This window comes from Nocardioides oceani (genome assembly GCF_030412965.1).
Taxonomy (GTDB): Bacteria; Actinomycetota; Actinomycetes; order Propionibacteriales; family Nocardioidaceae; genus Nocardioides; species Nocardioides oceani.
The window spans coordinates 336,964-356,771 of the sequence record NZ_JAUHJQ010000001.1 but is presented as its reverse complement, the minus strand read 5'-3'; the positions used below and the strand labels follow the sequence as shown (position 1 = coordinate 356,771).

Below are 19,808 nucleotides of genomic sequence, written 5' to 3'. Positions count from 1 at the left end.
CCACGGAAGAGAAAGAGACAGAGCATGCCTCCCAAGAAGAAGATCGCTGCGCTGGTCAAGGTGCAGCTCCAGGCCGGTGCCGCGACGCCGGCCCCGCCGGTCGGTACCGCCCTCGGTCCGCACGGCGTGAACATCATGGAGTTCTGCAAGGCGTACAACGCCCAGACCGAGTCCATGCGCGGCAACGTGATCCCGGTCGAGATCACCATCTACGAGGACCGGTCCTTCACCTTCGTCACGAAGACCCCGCCGGCCGCCGAGCTGATCAAGAAGGCCGCCGGCCTGCAGAAGGGCTCGGGCGTCCCGCACAAGGAGAAGGTCGGCAAGCTGACCAAGGACCAGGTCCGCGAGATCGCGCAGACCAAGCTGCCCGACCTCAACGCCAACGACATCGACGCCGCGATGAAGATCGTCGAGGGCACCGCCCGCTCCATGGGCGTCACCACCGACTGACCTCGCGTCCTCCGGCCCGACGAGGCACGTCCTCGCCGGGCACCCCGCACACATCCGTGGCAGGGCCGCGCTGGCCCACCTGACCACACTGGAAGAGAAGAGACCCAGACATGCAGCGCAGCAAGACCTACCGCGCGGCGGCCGAGCAGTTCGACAAGGACGAGCTCCACGCCCCGCTCAGCGCGATCAAGATCGCCAAGTCGACCTCGAAGAAGAAGTTCGACGAGACCGTCGACGTCGTCATGCGACTCGGCGTCGACCCCCGCAAGGCCGACCAGATGGTCCGCGGCACCGTCAACCTGCCCCACGGCACCGGCAAGACCGCCCGCGTCCTCGTGTTCGCGAACGGCGACAAGGCCGAGGCCGCCCGCGAGGCCGGCGCCGACATCGTCGGTGGCGACGAGCTGATCGACAAGGTCTCCGGCGGCTGGCTCGACTTCGACGCCGTCGTCGCGACCCCGGACATGATGGGCAAGGTCGGCCGTCTCGGCCGCGTGCTCGGCCCCCGCGGCCTCATGCCGAACCCGAAGACCGGCACCGTGACGCCGGACGTGGCCAAGGCCGTGACCGACATCAAGGGCGGCAAGATCGAGTTCCGCGTCGACCGCCACGCCAACCTGCACTTCATCATCGGCAAGGCGTCCTTCTCCGAGGTCCAGCTCGCGGAGAACTACGCCGCTGCGCTGGAGGAGGTCCTCCGTCTGAAGCCGGCCAGCTCCAAGGGCCGCTACGTCAAGAAGGTCACCGTCTCCACGACGATGGGCCCCGGCATCCAGGTGGACCCGAACCGCACCAAGAACGTCGCGCAGGAGGACGAGGCCGCCTCCGCCTGAGGCCCTCGCTCCACCAGTCCAGCACGCCGCCCCGGTCACCTGCAGGTGACCGGGGCGGCGTACGTTGCGGGCCGTGACGGGGACGCGGCGGTGCGTGGTGCTCGACGACTACCAGGGCGTCGCGCTGGAGTACGCCGCGTGGTCGCGGCTGGCGGGTGTCGAGACGTCCGCGGTGCGCGAGCACCTCGGCGGCGACGACCTCGTCGCGGCGCTGGCCGGGGCCGAGGTGGTGGTGGCCATGCGCGAGCGGACCGGCTTCGACGCGGCGCTGCTCGACCGGCTCCCGGACCTGCGGCTGCTCGTCACCACCGGCCGGCGCAACCCGTCGATCGACCTGGACGCCTGCCGGGAGCGCGGCATCACCGTGTGTGCCACCTCCGCGCGGGCGACACCGACCGTCGAGCTCACCTGGGCCCTCGTCCTGGGGCTGGCCCGCCGCCTGGTGCCCGAGTCACGGGCGCTCGCGACGGGGGAGTGGCAGACGACGGTCGGCACCGACCTGGCTGGATCGACGCTCGGCGTGGTGGGCCTGGGTCGGATCGGGTCGCGGGTGGCCGCGCTCGGCCGCGCCTTCGACATGGACGTCGTCGCCTGGAGCCCGCACCTGACCGCGGAGCGCGCGGCCGACGCGGGGGTGCGCGCGGTCGACCGGGACGAGCTGCTGGCGACCGCCGACGTGGTGACGCTGCACCTCGTGCTCGCCGCGAGCACGAGGGGCACCATCGGCGCGGCCGAGCTGGCCGCGATGCGCCCGACGGCGTACCTCGTCAACACCGCGCGGGCCGGCCTGGTCGACACCGGCGCCCTGCTCGCGGCGCTGGACGCCGGCACCATCGCGGGCGCCGGGCTGGACGTGCACGACGAGGAGCCGCTGCCGGCGGGCCACCCGGTCCGGACCCACCCCCGGGTCCTGGCGACGCCGCACCTGGGCTACGTCACCGAGCGGAACTACCGGACGTTCTTCTCCGGGGCCGTGGAGGACGTGGAGGCCTGGCTCGCCGGGCACCCGGTGCGCGTGCTCACCTGACCGGACCGCCGCAGCGCCGACGGCTCAGAGCAGGATGCCTCGGCTGGTCATCGCGACCCCGCGGCCGAGGTTGGTGCGGAAGAGCCCGTCGGTCCGCGGGTTGTCGGACAGGGCCCAGAGCACCTGGGAGACCTCCCAGGCGGCGGCCCGGGCCAGGTGGATGCCGAACGTCGCGAGCCCGTCGTCGAGCCGGCCGCCGAGGTCGTCGAGCCGCGCCACCACCCCGCTGCTGAACCAGGTCTTGATCTCCTCCTGCGCCTGCTCGAGCACCGCGTTGGTGGTGCTGAAGTCGACGTGCTCCGGTGTGTCGTCCTGCGCCTCGACGCCGAGCTCGCGGCACGCGAGCACCACCGCGCAGGGCAGGTCGTGGCTGATGTGGGCGTTCATGCCGGCCAGCGCGAACTGGACCGGGTGGGTCCCCGTGCGGTCCCGCTGCTCGAACAGCGGCGCCCACGCCACCGGGACCGGCGCGCCGGCCAGGTCCGCGGCGTGTGCGGCGAAGAAGAGGTTGGCGAAGTGCACGTCGAGGCGCTCGAGGAACGGCCCGGCGCCGAACTCGCCCTCCTCGATGGCGCTGCGCACCAGCCGGGTCACCTGGCGGTACATCCGGTTGAACACCGCGACGCCGTCGTCGGTGGGGAGGGTGCTCGCGATGGTGTCCATCCGGTCGAGCACGTCGTCGATCGTGGCGGCGGAGTCCCAGCCCGTGGTCGTGGTCGCTCGCGACATGGTCCGATCCTGCGCCGACCCGGCCTGGGGCGGCATGGCCCGTCCGGGTCATTCGCCGGGTGGTCCGCCGCTCGATTTGGCGCCGTCCCGGCTCCGCCGTACAGTTCCCTCCTGAAACCAGAGACCGCCGGTTGCCGTGCTGCATCAGCAGCGCGACCGAAGGTTCGCGGAAGCGGACGGCCAGCGCAGGTGAGCAGAGCGAGATCCTCCCGAGGATCGCACCACGCCCTGAGCGCCCGCGCTCGGGGCGTTCGTCGTTCCGGGGCCCGACGCGGTGGTCGACACCCGGAAGGAGACCCATGGCGCGGGCAGACAAGCAGGCAGCCGTCGCGGAGATCGTTGAGTCGTTCAACGGTTCCGCCGGTGCTGTGCTGACCGAGTACCGCGGTCTCACCGTGAAGCAGCTGCAGGACCTGCGGCGCTCCCTCGGCGAGAACGCCAACTACGCCGTGGTCAAGAACACGCTGGCCAAGATCGCCGCCACCGAGGTGGGCATCGAAGGCTTCGACGACCTGCTGACCGGCCCGACCGCCATCGCCTTCATCAACGGCGACGTGGTCGAGGCGGCCAAGGGTCTGCGTGACTTTGCCAAGGCCAACCCCACCCTCGTCATCAAGGGTGGCGTCCTGGACGGCAAGCCCCTCGACGCCTCGGAGATCGCCAAGCTGGCGGACCTCGAGTCGCGCGAGGTGCTCCTGGGCAAGATGGCCGGCGCGATGCTCGCGTCGCTCAGCCAGGCCGTCTACCTCCTCAACGCCCCCCTGGCCCAGGCCGCCCGTCTCGCGGGTGCGCTGCAGGCCAAGGCCGAGGAGGACCCCTCGATCCTCGCAGGTGGTGCCGGCGCGCCGGCCGCCGCCGAGGAGGCCCCGGCTGCCGAGGCGGAGGCCGCTCCGGCCGCCGACGAGGCCGCTGAGACCACCGAAGCCTGACCCAAGGCTCCGGACCACCACCTGAAACCCGACCCGGCCGCCACGACGCGGCGGGTCAACCGATTGGAAAGGTTGCCATCATGGCGAAGCTCACCACCGACGAGCTCCTCGACGCGTTCAAGGAGATGACCCTCATCGAGCTCTCCGAGTTCGTGAAGCAGTTCGAGGACACCTTCGGCGTCACCGCGGCCGCCCCGGTCGCCGTCGCCGCCGCCCCCGCCGCCGGCGGTGCCGCTGGTGGCGGCGAGGCCGCTGCCGAGCAGGACGAGTTCGACGTCGTCCTCGAGTCCGCTGGTGACAAGAAGATCAACGTCATCAAGGAGGTCCGCGCCCTGACCTCGCTCGGCCTGAAGGAGGCCAAGGAGCTCGTGGAGTCGGCCCCCAAGGCCATCCTCGAGAAGGTCGCCAAGGACGCCGCGGAGAAGGCCAAGGAGGCCCTCGAGGGCGCCGGCGCCACCGTCACCCTCAAGTGACCCCCGGGGCGCCCGCCGGTTCCCGGCGGGCGTCCGGCACCGAGGCGGCCACCTCCTTCACGGAGGTGGCCGCTTCTTTGCATTTGCGCAGGTCACCGCAGGCGGCTGCGGTGGGGCCGGCCGATGTCTCGGTTGCGTCTCAAGAGACACCCGTCACGTGACGCACGTCGCTCGGTCGCGTAACCTCGCCGCCGACACTCCGTTGTTACCGACGAGTGGGCCTGGCTTTTTCGCAGTGGCGGTGCGTCCGCACCGGCCGGCCCGTCGGGGCGGCGGACCACTCGGTTCGGGAGAGGTGCGACATGGGCGTGGAGATCAAGGTCGAGGACCTCAGCAAGTCCTTCGGCAAGCAGCTGATCTGGGGCGACGTCACCCTCACGGTCCCGGCCGGCGAGATCTGCGTGATGCTCGGCCCGTCCGGCACCGGCAAGTCGGTGTTCCTCAAGACCCTCATCGGCCTGCTCAAGCCCGACAAGGGCTCGGTCGTCATCGAGGGCACCGACATCGCGAGCTGCTCGGAGAAGGAGCTCTACGAGATCCGCAAGCTCTTCGGCGTGCTGTTCCAGGACGGCGCGATGTTCGGCTCGATGAACCTCTACGACAACGTCGCCTTCCCGCTGCGCGAGCACACCAAGAAGTCGGAGTCGGAGGTCCGCTCCATCGTCATGGAGAAGATGGACCTCGTCGGTCTGATCGGCGCCGAGGACAAGCTGCCCGGTGAGATCTCCGGCGGCATGCGCAAGCGCGCCGGCCTGGCCCGCGCGCTGGTGCTCGACCCCGAGATCGTGCTCTTCGACGAGCCCGACTCCGGCCTCGACCCGGTCCGCACCTCGTTCCTCAACCAGCTGATCGTCGACCTCAACGCACAGATCGACGCGACGTTCCTCATCGTCACCCACGACATCAACACCGCGCGGACGGTGCCCGACAACATCGGCCTGCTCTACCACAAGCACCTGGCGATGTTCGGCCCCCGCGAGATGCTGCTCAGCTCCGAGGAGCCGGTGGTCCGGCAGTTCCTCAACGCCCAGCGCGTGGGCCCCATCGGCATGTCGGAGGAGAAGGACGCCGACGAGCTCGCCGCCGAGGCCGACCAGGAGCTCCCGCCCCTGCCCCCGATCCCGATGCAGCTCGAGCCCTCCAACGGCATCCCGCGGCGCAGCCAGCGCGAGCCCGGCTCCTGGTGCCGCGAGCACGGCATCACGCCGCCCCCCGGCTCCTTCGAGGAGAACATGACCATGACGACGGGCGGCTGAGTGACCTTGGCCCCCCTCACCGCCACCCGGGTCCTGCGACCCGTCGGGGTCGCCGGCAACCTCTTCGCCTTCGGCCTCGACGTCGGGCGCAGCCTCTTCCGGCGCCCCTTCCAGCTGCGGGAGTTCCTGCAGCAGGCCTGGTTCATCGCGTCGGTCACGATCATCCCGACCGCGCTGGTCGCCATCCCCTTCGGCGCGGTCATCGCGCTGCAGGTCGGCGGCCTGATCAAGCAGTTCGGCGCGCAGTCGTTCACCGGCTCCGCCTCCGTGCTCGCGGTCGTGCAGCAGGCCGGTCCGATCGCGACGGCGCTGCTCATCGCCGGCGCCGGTGGCTCCGCGATCGCCGCGGACCTCGGCGCGCGCAAGATCCGCGAGGAGCTCGACGCGATGATGGTGCTCGGGATCGACCCGATTCAGCGCCTCGTCGTGCCGCGCGTGCTCGCCTGCATGCTCGTCGCGTTCTTCCTCAACGGGTTGGTGACCGTCGTCGGCGTCGCCGGCGGCTACGTCTTCAACGTCGTGCTCCAGGACGGCACCCCGGGTGCCTACCTCGCCAGCTTCACGGCGCTCGCCCAGCTGCCGGACCTGTGGATCGGCCTGGTCAAGGCGCTGGTCTTCGGCTTCATCGCCGCGATCGTCGCCTGCTACAAGGGCATGAACGCCGGCGGCGGGCCCAAGGGCGTCGGTGACGCGGTGAACGAGTCCGTGGTCATCACGTTCCTGCTGCTGTTCGTCGTGAACTTCGTCCTGAGCACGATCTACCTCCAGATCGTCCCCCCGAAGACAGGCTGATCGACGTGCCCGCCCTTCGCAGCGCCTACGAGCGGCCGCTGGCGTCCCTCGGGACCCTCGGCGGCCAGCTCTCCTTCTATCTCGGTGTGCTCAAGGCCGTGCCGAGGTCGGTCTCGCGCTACCCCAAGGAGATCCTGCGGATCCTCGCCGAGGTCACCCTGGGGTCCGGCGCGCTCGCCGTCATCGGCGGCACCGTCGGCGTCATCGTCGGCATGACGTTCTTCACCGGCGCCCAGGTCGGCCTGTCGGGGTACGCCGCGCTCGACCAGATCGGCACCGCGCCGTTCGCGGGGTTCGTGTCGGCGTACTTCAACACCCGCGAGATCGCCCCGCTGGTCGCGGGCATCGCGCTGGCGGCGACGGTCGGCTGCGGCTTCACCGCCCAGCTCGGCGCGATGCGGATCTCCGAGGAGGTCGACGCCCTCGAGGTGATGGCGATCCCCTCGATGCCCTACCTCGTCGCCACCCGCGTGGTCGGCGGCCTGATCGCGATCATCCCGCTCTACGTCGTCGGCCTGCTGTCGTCGTACTTCGCGAGCCGGCTGATCGTCACGCAGTTCTACGGGCAGAGCGCCGGCACCTACGACTACTACTTCAACCGGTTCCTGCCACCCGAGGACGTCCTGTGGTCCTTCGGCAAGGTCCTCGTGTTCGCGGTGGTCGTGATCCTGATCCACTGCTACCACGGCTTCAACGCCTCCGGCGGCCCGGCGGGCGTCGGCGTCGCCGTGGGTCGTGCCGTCCGCACCAGCATCGTCGCGATCAACGTGATCGACCTGCTGCTGTCGATGGCCATCTGGGGCGCCAACACGACAGTCCGGCTGGCGGGGTGATGGGGGAATGAGGCTCAAGCTCCTCGGCGCGGTCTTCCTCGCGCTGGTCGTCGCGTCGGTCTACCTGACCTACGCCGTGTTCACCAAGCAGTTCGCCACCTACGACGAGGTCACGGTCACCACGACGAAGGTCGGCCTGCAGCTGCCCGAGCGCGCCGACGTCAAGATCCGCGGCGTCATCGTGGGCGAGGTCATCGACCGGCGCGCCGTCAACGACGACGGGGACGCCGAGCTCACGCTCGGCCTCTTCCCCGACCAGCGCGGGACGATCCCGGCCGACGTCACCGCGCGGATCCTCCCCAAGACCCTGTTCGGCGAGAAGTACGTCGCGCTGCAGATCCCCGAGGACCCGAGCGAGGAGGCCATCGAGCCGGGCGCCCGGATCACCCAGACCCGGGTCTCCATCGAGGTCGAGAAGGTGCTCGCCGACCTCTACCCGCTGCTGCAGACGCTGCAGCCGGTGCAGCTCAACAACACGCTGACCGCGGTCTCCACGGCGCTGGAGGGCCGCGGCGAGGAGCTCGGCGAGAACCTCGAGACGCTCGACGGCTACCTGCAGCGGATGAACCCGCAGATCCCGCTGCTCGTCGACGACCTGACGCTGGCGGCGCGGACCTCCGACGTCTACCGCGACATCCTCCCGGAGGTGGCCCAGATCCTGCGCGACCAGATCGTCACCACCGGCACACTCGAGGGCCGGGAGGCCAAGCTGCGCGCCCTGTTCGCCGACGTCTCGACCTTCTCGGACTTCACGCGCGGCTTCCTCGCCCGCAACGAGAGCGAGCTGGTCCAGGTGGGTCGGCTGAGCGTGCCGCAGCTGCAGACGCTGGCGAAGTACTCCCCGGAGTTCCCGTGCCTGGCCGGCGGCATCGTGGGGGCGGGCGCCAAGCAGGCGGAGGCGTTCCGCGGCTTCACGCTCCACATCAACCTCGAGCTGATCCCGAACCAGCCGCGCCGCTACACCGAGGCCGACAAGCCGCGGTACGGCGAGAACCGCGACCCCTACTGCGGGACGCTGCCGAACTCGCCGTACAACCAGCAGAACCCGTTCGACCAGCCGGCGTTCGACGACGGTGTCGACAGCCCGACCGGCAAGGGCACCGAGCGCGTCGCGCCGGGCTTCGGTCGCCAGGTCGTCGACCCCGGCCAGTACGTCGGCAGCCCGGCCGAGGCGGGCCTGTTCAAGACCCTGCTCGCGCCCGTCCTCGGCGTGAGCGAGCAGGACGTGCCCGACCTCGGCGTGCTGCTGGTCGGTCCGATGGCCCGAGGGGCGGAGGTGTCGCTGCGATGAAGCTGCTGGACCGCAAGACCACCGCGGACGCGACCCGCCTGTTGGTCTTCATCGTGCTCACCACGTTGGCGACGTCCCTGCTGGTCGTCCTCATCGGCAACCTCACCTTCGGCGACAGCCGCTCCTACCGCGCCGTGTTCAGCGACGTCACCGGCGTCGTCGAGGGCGACGACGTGCGGGTGGCCGGCGTCAAGGTCGGCACCGTCGAGGGCATCGAGCTCGAGGGCGACCGTGCGCTGGTCTCCTTCAGCGTCGCCGACGGCACCGCCGTCACCGGCGCCACCGAGGCCACCGTGCGCTACCGCAACCTCGTCGGGCAGCGCTACATCTCCCTGACCGAGGGCATCGGCGACGCCGGCGCGCTCGAGGCGGGCAAGACCATCCCGATCTCGCGCACCTCGCCGGCGCTGGACCTCACGGTCCTGTTCAACGGGTTCAAGCCGCTCTTCCAGGCGCTGACCCCCGACGACGTCAACCGGCTCTCCTACGAGATCATCCAGGTCTTCCAGGGCGAGAGCGGCACGGTCGAGAGCCTCCTGGCCAACACCGCCTCGCTGACCGACACCCTGGCCGACCGCGACGAGGTCATCGGCGACCTGATCACCAACCTCGACGACGTGCTCACCCGGATCGGCAACCGCGACGACGAGCTCTCCTCGCTGATCATCAACTTCCGCGAGCTCGTCGGCGGGCTCAAGGAGGACCGGCAGGCGATCCTGAGCTCGCTCGACCAGATCTCGGCGCTGTCGGTCGAGACCGCCGAGCTGGCCGACGGCATCCGCGAGCCCTTCGTCAAGGACATCAAGGAGCTGCGTCGCTTCGCCGGCAACCTCAACGAGCCGGCGAACAAGGCCGAGCTCGACCGGGCGATGCAGGTGCTGCCGATCAAGCTGGAGAAGATCGGGCGCACCGCGATCTACGGGTCCTACTTCAACTTCTTCCTGTGCGAGTTCCACGCCGACGTGTCCCTGGCCGGCCGCCAGCTCGGTGCGCTGACGTTCCCGCCGCCGGGCACGCGAGCCCCCGAGAGGTGTGACCTCGGATGAAGCCCTTCCGCGAACGCAACCCGGTGATCATCGGGCTGGTCAGCATCACCGTGCTGGTCGCCCTGCTCGCCGCGGCCTTCCGTGCCGACCAGCTGCCGATCATCGGCGGCGGCGACACCTACTACGCCTCGTTCACCGAGGCCGGTGGGCTCGAGCCCGAGGACGAGGTGCGCGTCGCCGGGGTCCGGGTCGGCAAGGTCGAGTCCATCGAGCTCGACGGCGCGCAGGTGACGGTGGCCTTCCGGCTGGAGGAGGCCGCCGACCTCGGCGCCGAGACCGGGGCGGCCATCAAGGTCAAGACCCTGCTCGGCGACATGTTCCTCGCGCTCGAGCCGCGCGGGGAGGGCTCCCTCGAGGAGGGCAGCCGGATCCCGGTCGAGCGCACCACGTCGCCGTACGACGTCGTGCAGGCCTTCGAGGGCCTCGCCGAGACCACCGGGGCGATCGACACCGACCAGCTCGCCGGCGCGCTGTCGACGCTGGCCGACCTCGGCCGCAACACCCCCGAGGAGTTCCGCGGAGCGCTCGACGGCCTGTCCCGGCTCTCGCGCAACCTCGCCGCGAAGGACGACGAGATCGGTTCGTTGCTGCAGAGCCTGACCAAGGTCTCGAAGGTGCTCGACGAGCGCGACGAGGACCTCATCGACCTGATGGCCGACGCCGACGTGCTGGCGCGTGCCCTGGTGGCGCGCCGCGACGTCGTGCACCGGCTCCTGGTGTCCACCACCCGGATGTCGACCGAGCTGACCGCGCTCGTGCGGGAGAGCCGGGCCGACCTCGCGCCGGCGCTCGCCGAGCTCGAGGAGGTCGTCCAGCTGCTGCTGAAGAACGAGGACAACCTCGACCGGTCGCTGCGCCTGATGGCGCCGTTCTACCGGGTCTTCGCCAACACGCTGGGCACGGGCCCGTGGTTCGACACCTTCATCCAGAACTTCCCGTCCTCCATCCCACAGTTAGGCCCCTGAGATGGCGACGAACCGATCCGTGGCCGGCGGCCTGCGCCGGGTCGTGGTCCCGCTCCTGCTGGTGGCCCTCGTGGTCGCCGCAGGCGTGACCCTGCTCGGCGGCGAGAGCCGCAAGACGCTCGTGGCGCAGTTCCCCCGGACCATCTCGGTCTACGAGGGCAGCGACGTCCGTGTGCTCGGCGTCCCCGTCGGCGAGGTGGTCTCGGTGACCCCCTCGGGCACCGACGTCGAGGTGGAGATCGCCTACGACGCCGACGTCAAGATCCCGACCGACGCCCGCGCGGTGATCGTCGCGCCGTCCATCGTGGGCGACCGCTACATCCAGCTGACCCCGGCCTGGGAGGGCGGCGACGTGCTCGCCGACGCCACGGTCCTCGACGAGAGCCGCACCGCGGTCCCGGTCGAGCTGGACCAGATCTACACCAGCCTCGACGACCTCAACGTGGCGCTGGGCCCGGAGGGTGCGAACAAGGAGGGTGCGCTCTCCGACCTGGTCCGGCAGACGGCGGAGCAGCTGGCCGGCCAGGGTGAGTCGTTCAACCAGACGATCAACGACTTCTCCGAGCTCTCCACCACGCTCGAGGACAACAAGGAGGAGCTGTTCGGGGCCACCCGCCAGCTCGGCCAGTTCGTCGAGACCCTCGCCGAGAACGACACGACGGTGCGCCGGTTCAACCAGTCCCTCGCACGGGTCTCCACCCTGCTGGCCGACGAGCGGCAGGAGCTCGCGGGGTCCCTGAGCTCGCTCGGGACCGCGCTGAGCGAGGTCAAGCAGTTCGTCGGCGACAACCGCGAGGTCCTCGGCCGCGACATCCGGGGCCTGCAGCGCGTCACCCAGATCCTCGTGCGCCAGCGCGACGCCGTGGACGAGATCCTCAAGGTCGCGCCGACCGCGCTGAACAACCTCGGCCTGACCTACAACCCGGAGGCGGGGACGCTCGACACCCGGGCGAACCTCGGCTTCCTGCTCGAGCAGCTCGCCCAGGACCCGACGCTCTACCTGTGCACCCAGCTGGAGCAGGTGGCCGGCGCGGACCAGATCTGCGACGCGCTGCGCGGGCTGCTGGGCAACCGGCCCCGGGCCGCAACATTCGGGCAGGGCGCGCCGGCCGCCACCCAGGAGCGCTTCGACCTGTCCCTGCTCGGCTTGGCGGAGGAGCAGTCGTGAACCGCATGAAGGCCCTCGTGCTCGGGATCGTGAGCACGGTCGCGCTCACCGGGTGCGACTTCACCGTCTACGACCTCCCGCTGCCGGGCGGCACCGACGTCGGTGCCGACCCGATCGAGGTCACGGTGCAGTTCACCGACGTGCTCGACCTGGTTCCCCAGTCGACGGTCAAGGTCAACGACGTCAACGTCGGCATGGTGCGCGACGTGCGCCTCGACGGCTACACCGCCGAGGTCGTGCTGGAGCTCCAGGAGGGCACCGAGCTGCCCGCCGACGCCGAGGCCCGGATCCGCCAGACCAGCCTGCTCGGCGAGAAGTTCGTCGAGCTCGCCCCGCCCGAGGAGGGCGCCAGCACCGAGCCGCTCGAGAGCGGCGCGGTCATCCCGCTCGAGCGCACCGGGCGCAACCCCGAGATCGAGGAGGTCTTCGGTGCGCTGAGCCTGGTGCTCAACGGCGGCGGCATCGCGCAGCTGCGCACGATCAACGCCGAGGTGGCGGACGCGCTCGAGGGCCGCGAGGGCTCCGTGCGCTCGGTGCTCCAGCAGCTCGACAGCTTCACCGGCCAGCTCGACGACCGCCGCACCGAGATCGTCAACGCGATCGAGTCCATCGACGCGCTGGCCCGTGGCGTCCAGGAGGAGCAGGGCACGATCGACGCGGCGCTCGACGAGCTGCCGAGCGCGATCAAGTCCATCGACTCCCAGCGCGAGGACCTGGTGAAGATGCTGCAGGCGCTCAACCGCCTCGGCGACGTCGGCGTCCGCGTGATCCGCAAGACCAAGGCCGACACGATCTCCTCGCTGGAGCTGCTCGACCCGGTGCTCACGCAGCTCGCCAACGCCGGTGACAACTTCGTCAAGGCGTTCCAGGTGTTCCTGACCTACCCCTTCGTCGACGAGGTGGTCGGCCGGGACCCGCAGGTGGCCCGCAACCTGCACATGGGCGACTACACCAACCTCGCCATCGACATGGACCTGGACCTCGCGGAGATCCTCAAGAACCCGCCGGGCCTGCCCAACGAGTGCGTGCGTCTCGAGCAGATCCCCGACGAGCTGCCGCTGGACCAGATCCTCGAGCTGCAGAACCTCTGCGAGCGCGCGATCGCCGCCATCCAGCGGTGCCTCCAGGAGCAGGACCTGCAGGCGTGCGGCGGGCTGCCGGGCGCCGTCATCGAGGCGGTCTGCGACAGCATCAACCTGCCGCTGCCGATCCTCTGCGGTGGTGGGGGCAACGGCGGCGGCGGTGGCGGCGGGGGACTCCCGCTGCCGGAGCTGCCCGGCCTGCCGGGTGGGCTCGGTGGGCTCGGTGGCCTGCTGGGCCTCCCGCGCGCACCGTTCACCGCAGGCGCGGGCGGTGAGGCGGTCGCGGACACGGCACCCGCCCGGCCGAACGGCCTGGCGGCGTACGACCCCGACCTCGTCCGTCTGCTCGTCCCCGGGATGGTGACGCGATGATCACCCGTCGCACCAAGGTCCAGCTGCTGGTCTTCGCGATCATCACGCTCGTCGGCGTGAGCTACGTGGGTGCCCGCTACGCCCAGCTCGACCGGCTGGTGGTCGACGACAGCTACACCGTGGTCGCCCACTTCGACGACGCCGGCGGCATCTTCTCCGGCGCCGAGGTGACCTACCGCGGGGTGGGGATCGGCGACGTCGAGCGGCTGGTGCTCACCCAGGAGGGCGTCGACGCCTACCTGCGCATCGAGGACTCCAACGACGAGATCCCGGTCGACTCCATGGCCGTGGTGGGCAACCGCTCGGCCGTGGGGGAGCAGTACGTCGAGCTGCAGCCGCGCACCGACGACGGCCCGTTCCTCGACGACGGCTCGGAGATCGCCCGGGAGGACACCAGCCTCCCCATCTCGACCACGACGCTGCTGACCAACCTGTCCAACACGGTCAGCTCGGTCGACCAGGAGTCGCTGCGCACGACGATCTTCGAGCTCGGCACCGCCTTCGAGGGCACGGGCCGGGCGCTGCAGCAGATCATCGACACCGGCAACTCGTTCATCGAGACCGCGAACGACAACTTCGACATCACCACCGACCTGCTCGAGGACAGCAACGTCGTGCTCGAGCGCCAGGTGGCGTCCGCCGGCGCGCTGCGGACCTTCGCCGAGGACCTCTCGCTGTTCACCGGCACGCTGCGCGGCAGCGACCGGGACCTGCGCCGGCTCATCGACGAGGGCGGCGCCTCGGTCACCGAGGTGCGGACCTTCCTGGAGGAGAACGAGGTCTCGCTCAACGGCCTGCTGAACAACCTCATCACCACCGGCGAGATCGTCGTCGAGCGGCTGCCCGGCATCCGCCAGCTCCTGGTGCTCTACCCCTACGTCGTCGAGGGTGGCTACACGGTCGTCGACAAGAACCCCGAGGGTCTCTACGACGCCCACTTCGGACTGGTGCTGACCGAGGCGCCGCTGTGCACGCGGGGCTACGAGAGCACCGACCGTCGGACCCCGGAGAACCGCGAGGACCGTCCGATGAACGAGGACGCCCGCTGCACCGAGCCGGCATCGGTCACCAACGCCCGCGGCGCGCAGAACGCGCCGAACCGCGCCCCGACCGGGTTCGACCAGGCGCCGGTGATCGGCAGCTACGACCGCTCCACCGGCTCCTTCACGTGGGGTGACACCGAGGGCAGCGACGCGGCGACGGGTACTGTCGCCCCGCCGAGCCTGCGGAAGGAGTCCTGGAAGTGGCTGTTCCTCCAGCCGATGACGACGGGCGGGCGCTGAGCACGCCGGCCCGCTCGGCGGGCGGCCGCGGCCGCACGGTCCTGACCCTGGTGCTCGCCGTCGCGCTCGTCGCGAGCACGATCGCGCTCGGGACGGTGCTCTGGGCACGCCGCGGGGCGGACGACGACGTGCAGGCCGAGCGTGACCGCGTCATGGCGCAGGCCGAGCAGTTCCTGCTGCGGATCGGCACCTTCGGCCCGGACCTCCTCGAGGGGGAGCAGATGCCGGAGTTCCGCGAGCGCGTGTCGGAGGTGCTGACGGCCAAGGCCGACGAGGAGTTCGAGGCGCAGGTCGTGGTCGCCGAGCAGCTCGTCGCTCAGCAGGACGCCGAGCGCACCGCGGAGGTGTTCGGCACCGGTGTCGCCACGCTGCGCGACGACACGGCGACCGCCCTGGTCGCCGGCGCGTTCACCAACGCCGTCGACGGCGAGCCGGGCGCTCCGTTCCCGGTCTACCTCCGGCTGGAGCTCGTGCTCGACGACGGCACCTGGCTGGTCGACGACTTCGGACCGGCCGTCGAGGACGGCGAGGGCGGTGAGGACGGCGGCGCGCTCCCCGGCGCGACGCCTTCGACCACCCCGTCCGGCGAGCCGTCCCCCCAGCCGTCCGCCCAGCCGTCCAGCCAGCCCTCGGGGGGTGGGCGATGAGCCCCAGCTGGTACGACCTGCTCGACGTCCCGCCGGACGCCACCACCGACGAGGTGCGCGCCGCCTGGCGCGCTCAGCTCGCCGACCTCGACCCCACCGACCGACGGTTCGCGGTGCTCAACGAGGCCGCCGCGGTGCTCCTCGACCCCGAGCGCCGCGCCGCCCACGACGCCGAGCTCGCCGGACGGACCGCCCACCCGAGCCCGACGTCGACCCCGACCCCTGCCGCGGCGTCGCCCGTCGACGCCCGCGTGACGCCGGATCGCCGGCAGCCGGTGTTCCGCCGGCGTACGCCGTCCGCCACGGCTGCCGCGACGGGGACGACCGAGACGACCCAGACGGTCGAGACCACCGGACCAGACGCGGACACGGGCACGGACGCGGGCACGCGGCGCCGCCGCGTGCCGGCCTGGGTGCCGTTCGTGCTCGGCGTCCTCACCGCTGCGGTCCTCGCCACCACGTTCTGGGTGGCGGCGACCGTGCCCGCCGACGACGACGTCCTGGCCGGGACGCGCACGGCCCAGTCGACGGCCGAGCGGGCGGTGGTCCCGCTGCTGTCCTACGACCACCGCACGCTCGAGGAGGACCGCGCCGCCGCCCTGCCCTACCTCAGCGACGACTTCCGCGAGGACTACGAGCAGCTGTTCACCCAGATCGAGGAGAACGCACCCGCCACCCGCACCGTGGTGCAGGCCGAGGTCCGCGCGTCCTCGATCACCCGCGGCGGCGAGGACCGGGTCCAGGTGCTCGTCTTCGTCGACCAGCTCACCACCAACGCCCAGACCTCCGAGCCGGTGACCTACCGTAACCAGGTCACCGTGACCATGGAGCGCGACGGCGACGACTGGCTCGTGGACGACCTCCGTACCACCCGCGGCTGACGACCGGGGGCCGCTACGGCCGCCCCGTCCGGCCGCGGTGCTTGACCGGGCAGCCGGCACCGCGCATCATCGTCGGGACGCTCGTCGCAGGCGCTCGCTGACGTTGTCGCGCGCCTGGATCTGGTGTATCGTGGCGCTTTGCGCCTGCCCTCAGATGCATTTCGGCCTGCCCGGTGGCTGATCTAGTGGGGGGCCCCGGCGCCACTCCCGGCAGCGATCCTCGAAGGACACCTCTTGGCCGCGCGCACCACCTCTGGCAACCCCCGCCGCATCTCGTTCAACAAGATCCAGGACCCGATCGAGGTCCCGCAGCTCCTCTCCCTCCAGACCGACAGCTTCGACTGGCTGATCGGCAACGACAAGTGGAACGCCGTCGTCGAGCGCCGGCGCGCCGAGGGTGAGGACGTCTCGAGCAAGTCCGGTCTGCAGGAGATCTTCGAGGAGATCTCCCCGATCGAGGACTTCTCCGAGACGATGTCGCTCTCGTTCGAGAACCCTGTGTTCTACGACCCGAAGTACACGGTCGACGAGTGCAAGGAGAAGGACTTCACCTACTCCGCACCGCTCTACGTCTCCGCCGAGTTCACCAACAACGACACCGGCGAGATCAAGGGCCAGACGGTCTTCATGGGCGACTTCCCGCTCATGACCGACAAGGGCACGTTCATCATCAACGGCACCGAGCGTGTCGTCGTCAGCCAGCTCGTCCGGTCCCCGGGCGTCTACTTCGAGCGCTCCGCCGACAAGACGTCCGACAAGGACATCTACACCGCCAAGCTGATCCCCAGCCGCGGTGCCTGGCTGGAGTTCGAGATCGACAAGCGCGACCTGGTCGGCGTCCGCCTCGACCGCAAGCGCAAGCAGAACGTCACGGTCCTGCTCAAGGCGCTCGGCATGACCACCGAGCAGATCCTCGAGGAGTTCCGCCGTCCCGACGGCACGGTCTACGAGTCGATCGAGCTGACCCTGGAGAAGGACAACACCCAGGCGCAGGACGACGCGCTGCTCGACATCTACCGCAAGCTCCGTCCGGGCGAGCCGCCGACGCGCGAGGCCGCGCAGACGCTGCTGAACAACTACTACTTCAACCCCAAGCGCTACGACCTCGCCAAGGTCGGTCGCTACAAGATCAACAAGAAGCTCGGTCTGACCGAGGCCTTCGACCAGCAGACGCTGACCATCGAGGACATCGTCGCGGCGATCAAGTACATCGTCGCGCTGCACGACGGCCAGGAGCAGCTCGAGGCCCCGCAGGGCGCCCTCGACATCAGCGCCGACGACATCGACCACTTCGGCAACCGCCGCATGCGCACGGTGGGCGAGCTGATCCAGAACCAGCTCCGCACCGGTCTGGCGCGCATGGAGCGCGTGGTCCGCGAGCGGATGACGACCCAGGACGTCGAGGCCATCACGCCGCAGTCCCTGATCAACATCCGTCCCGTGGTCGCGGCGCTGAAGGAGTTCTTCGGCACCTCGCAGCTCTCGCAGTTCATGGACCAGACCAACCCGATCGCCGGGCTGACGCACAAGCGTCGCCTCTCGGCGCTCGGCCCCGGTGGTCTGTCCCGTGACCGCGCCGGCATGGAGGTCCGCGACGTCCACCCGTCGCACTACGGCCGCATGTGCCCGATCGAGACCCCCGAAGGCCCGAACATCGGCCTGATCGGCTCGCTCGCCTCCTACGGCCGGATCAACCCCTTCGGGTTCGTCGAGACGCCGTACCGCAAGGTCGAGGACGGTCGGGTCACCGACCAGATCGACTACCTCACCGCGGACGACGAGGACCGCTACGTCATCGCCCAGGCCAACGCGGCCATGGACGAGGACGGCCGGTTCGTCGAGGAGCGCGTGCTGGTCCGCCAGCGCGACGGCGAGGTCTCGGAGATCCTGGCCGCCGAGGTCGACTACATGGACGTCTCGCCGCGTCAGATGGTGTCGGTCGCGACCGCCCTGATCCCGTTCCTCGAGCACGACGACGCCAACCGCGCGCTCATGGGCGCCAACATGCAGCGTCAGGCCGTCCCGCTCATCACGAGCGACAGCCCGCTCGTCGGCACCGGCATCGAGTACCGCGCCGCCGTCGACGCCGGTGACGTCGTCACCGCCGAGAAGGCCGGTGTGGTCAAGCAGGTCTCCGCCGACATCGTCGAGACGATGAACGACGACGGGACCTACTCGACGTACCGCCTGGCGAAGTTCCGCCGCTCCAACCAGGGCACCTGCATCAACCAGCGCCCGCTGGTGAGCGAGGGCGACCGGCTCGAGGCCGGCAGCCCGATCGCGGACGGTCCGTGCACCGACGACGCCGAGATGGCGCTGGGCACGAACCTGCTCGTGGCGTTCATGCCCTGGCAGGGTCACAACTACGAGGACGCGATCATCCTCAGCCAGCGCCTGGTGCAGGAGGACGTCCTCACCTCGATCCACATCGAGGAGCACGAGGTCGACGCCCGCGACACCAAGCTCGGCCCCGAGGAGATCACCCGGGACATCCCGAACGTCTCCGAGGAGATGCTGGCCGACCTCGACGAGCGCGGCATCATCCGCATCGGCGCCGAGGTCACCACCGGTGACATCCTCGTCGGCAAGGTGACGCCCAAGGGCGAGACCGAGCTGACCCCCGAGGAGCGCCTGCTCCGCGCGATCTTCGGCGAGAAGGCGCGCGAGGTCCGCGACACCTCGATGAAGGTCCCGCACGGCGAGTCCGGCACCGTCATCGGCGTCCGGGTCTTCGACCGCGAGGAGGGCGACGAGCTGCCGCCGGGCGTGAACCAGCTGGTCCGCGTCTACGTCGCGCAGAAGCGCAAGATCTCCGTGGGCGACAAGCTCGCCGGCCGCCACGGCAACAAGGGCGTCATCGCGAAGATCCTGCCGATCGAGGACATGCCGTTCATGGAGGACGGCACCCCGGTCGACGTCGTGCTCAACCCGCTGGGTGTCCCGCGACGGATGAACATCGGCCAGATCCTCGAGCTGCACCTGGGCTGGCTCGCCAAGCAGGGTTGGGACCTCAACCTGTCGGGCGACCCGGACGACTCCGAGTGGAAGCAGCGCCTGATCAAGATCGGCGTCGACAAGGCCGACCCGAACACCAAGGTCGCGACCCCGGTGTTCGACGGTGCCCGCGAGGACGAGATCACCGGGCTGCTCGGCTCGACGATCCCCAACCGCGACGGCGTGCGGATGATCGACGAGACCGGCAAGGCCGACCTGTTCGACGGCCGCTCCGGCGAGCCGTTCCCGGACCCGGTCTCGGTCGGCTACATGTACATCCTCAAGCTGCACCACCTCGTGGACGACAAGATCCACGCGCGCAGCACCGGCCCCTACTCGATGATCACGCAGCAGCCGCTGGGCGGTAAGGCCCAGTTCGGTGGCCAGCGGTTCGGCGAGATGGAGGTCTGGGCGATGGAGGCGTACGGCGCCGCCTACGCCCTGCAGGAGCTGCTCACGATCAAGTCCGACGACGTGCCTGGTCGCGTCAAGGTCTACGAGGCGATCGTCAAGGGCGAGAACATCCCCGACTCGGGCATCCCGGAGTCGTTCAAGGTGCTCGTCAAGGAGATGCAGTCGCTCTGCCTGAACGTCGAGGTGCTCAGCCAGGACGGTTCGCAGATCGAGCTCCGTGACGCCGAGGAGGACGTCTTCCGCGCCGCCGAGGAGCTCGGCATCGACCTGTCGCGGCGCGAGCCCAGCTCGGTCGAAGAAGTCTGAGGTGCGTGGCCGGCGCGCGCGAGCGCGCCGGCCA

At 70.3% G+C, this 19,808-nt stretch carries 18 protein-coding genes; 17 read left to right on the top strand and 1 reads right to left on the bottom strand.

Annotation, left to right across the window (positions count from 1 at the left end; translation table 11 throughout):
- The first annotated feature begins 24 nt into the window (after positions 1-24).
- From rplK to QWY28_RS01755, 3 genes are all read left to right on the top strand, one after another.
- The gene (rplK, locus tag QWY28_RS01765) at positions 25-453 is read left to right on the top strand and encodes a 50S ribosomal protein L11 (protein WP_300950582.1); all 429 of its coding nucleotides are present in this window, start codon (positions 25-27) and stop codon (positions 451-453) included.
- Positions 454-563: 110 nt separating this feature from the next.
- Positions 564-1,286 (top strand): 50S ribosomal protein L1, encoded by a 723-nt coding sequence (rplA, locus tag QWY28_RS01760; protein ID WP_300950581.1) that lies wholly within the window; start codon positions 564-566, stop codon positions 1,284-1,286.
- A gap of 73 nt (positions 1,287-1,359) precedes the next feature.
- Complete coding sequence (locus QWY28_RS01755; protein ID WP_300950580.1) at positions 1,360-2,313, top strand: D-2-hydroxyacid dehydrogenase family protein; 954 nt, start codon at positions 1,360-1,362, stop codon at positions 2,311-2,313.
- 24 nt (positions 2,314-2,337) lie between these two features.
- On the opposite strand, the gene QWY28_RS01750 is transcribed toward QWY28_RS01755, so the two are convergent.
- On the bottom strand, positions 2,338-3,042 hold the full coding sequence (locus tag QWY28_RS01750) for a DUF5995 family protein (RefSeq protein WP_300950579.1): 705 nt from the start codon (positions 3,040-3,042) through the stop codon (positions 2,338-2,340).
- A 299-nt stretch (positions 3,043-3,341) separates the two neighbouring features.
- On the opposite strand from QWY28_RS01750, the gene rplJ reads away from it, so the two are divergent.
- The 14 genes from rplJ (at position 3,342) to rpoB (ending at position 19,774) form a co-directional block, all read left to right on the top strand.
- Positions 3,342-3,971: a 50S ribosomal protein L10 gene (rplJ, locus tag QWY28_RS01745; RefSeq protein WP_300950578.1), complete on the top strand. Its 630-nt coding sequence runs from the start codon at positions 3,342-3,344 to the stop codon at positions 3,969-3,971.
- An 80-nt stretch (positions 3,972-4,051) separates the two neighbouring features.
- Positions 4,052-4,444, top strand: a complete 393-nt coding sequence (gene rplL / locus QWY28_RS01740) for a 50S ribosomal protein L7/L12 (protein ID WP_166196399.1) — start codon at positions 4,052-4,054, stop codon at positions 4,442-4,444.
- 302 nt (positions 4,445-4,746) lie between these two features.
- Positions 4,747-5,700, top strand: coding sequence for an ABC transporter ATP-binding protein (locus tag QWY28_RS01735; protein WP_300950577.1), 954 nt, complete (start codon positions 4,747-4,749; stop codon positions 5,698-5,700).
- Positions 5,701-5,706: 6 nt separating this feature from the next.
- Positions 5,707-6,492, top strand: a complete 786-nt coding sequence (locus QWY28_RS01730) for an MlaE family ABC transporter permease (protein WP_300951294.1) — start codon at positions 5,707-5,709, stop codon at positions 6,490-6,492.
- A gap of 5 nt (positions 6,493-6,497) precedes the next feature.
- Positions 6,498-7,325, top strand: coding sequence for an MlaE family ABC transporter permease (locus QWY28_RS01725; protein WP_300950576.1), 828 nt, complete (start codon positions 6,498-6,500; stop codon positions 7,323-7,325).
- Between the two features lie 7 nt (positions 7,326-7,332).
- Complete coding sequence (locus QWY28_RS01720) at positions 7,333-8,616, top strand: MCE family protein (protein ID WP_300950575.1); 1,284 nt, start codon at positions 7,333-7,335, stop codon at positions 8,614-8,616.
- Positions 8,613-9,662, top strand: a complete 1,050-nt coding sequence (locus QWY28_RS01715) for an MCE family protein (RefSeq protein ID WP_300950574.1) — start codon at positions 8,613-8,615, stop codon at positions 9,660-9,662. Before QWY28_RS01720 ends, QWY28_RS01715 begins: the two co-directional genes overlap by 4 nt.
- Complete coding sequence (locus QWY28_RS01710) at positions 9,659-10,627, top strand: MCE family protein (protein WP_300950573.1); 969 nt, start codon at positions 9,659-9,661, stop codon at positions 10,625-10,627. The genes QWY28_RS01715 and QWY28_RS01710 overlap by 4 nt, the downstream gene beginning before the upstream one ends.
- Position 10,628: 1 nt before the next feature.
- Positions 10,629-11,795, top strand: a complete 1,167-nt coding sequence (locus tag QWY28_RS01705) for an MCE family protein (RefSeq protein ID WP_300950572.1) — start codon at positions 10,629-10,631, stop codon at positions 11,793-11,795.
- A gap of 5 nt (positions 11,796-11,800) precedes the next feature.
- The gene (locus QWY28_RS01700) at positions 11,801-13,249 is read left to right on the top strand and encodes an MCE family protein (protein ID WP_300951293.1); all 1,449 of its coding nucleotides are present in this window, start codon (positions 11,801-11,803) and stop codon (positions 13,247-13,249) included.
- Positions 13,246-14,532 carry an MCE family protein gene (locus tag QWY28_RS01695; protein WP_300950571.1) on the top strand — a complete coding sequence of 429 codons (1,287 nt, stop codon included), beginning with the start codon at positions 13,246-13,248 and terminating at the stop codon, positions 14,530-14,532. Before QWY28_RS01700 ends, QWY28_RS01695 begins: the two co-directional genes overlap by 4 nt.
- Entirely contained in the window at positions 14,493-15,179 is a 687-nt protein-coding gene (locus QWY28_RS01690) for a hypothetical protein (protein WP_300950570.1), read from the top strand. Before QWY28_RS01695 ends, QWY28_RS01690 begins: the two co-directional genes overlap by 40 nt.
- Positions 15,176-16,060 carry a J domain-containing protein gene (locus QWY28_RS01685; protein WP_300950569.1) on the top strand — a complete coding sequence of 295 codons (885 nt, stop codon included), beginning with the start codon at positions 15,176-15,178 and terminating at the stop codon, positions 16,058-16,060. The genes QWY28_RS01690 and QWY28_RS01685 overlap by 4 nt, the downstream gene beginning before the upstream one ends.
- Before the next feature lie 234 nt (positions 16,061-16,294).
- Positions 16,295-19,774, top strand: coding sequence for a DNA-directed RNA polymerase subunit beta (gene rpoB, locus QWY28_RS01680; RefSeq protein ID WP_300950568.1), 3,480 nt, complete (start codon positions 16,295-16,297; stop codon positions 19,772-19,774).
- Positions 19,775-19,808 lie beyond the last annotated feature (34 nt).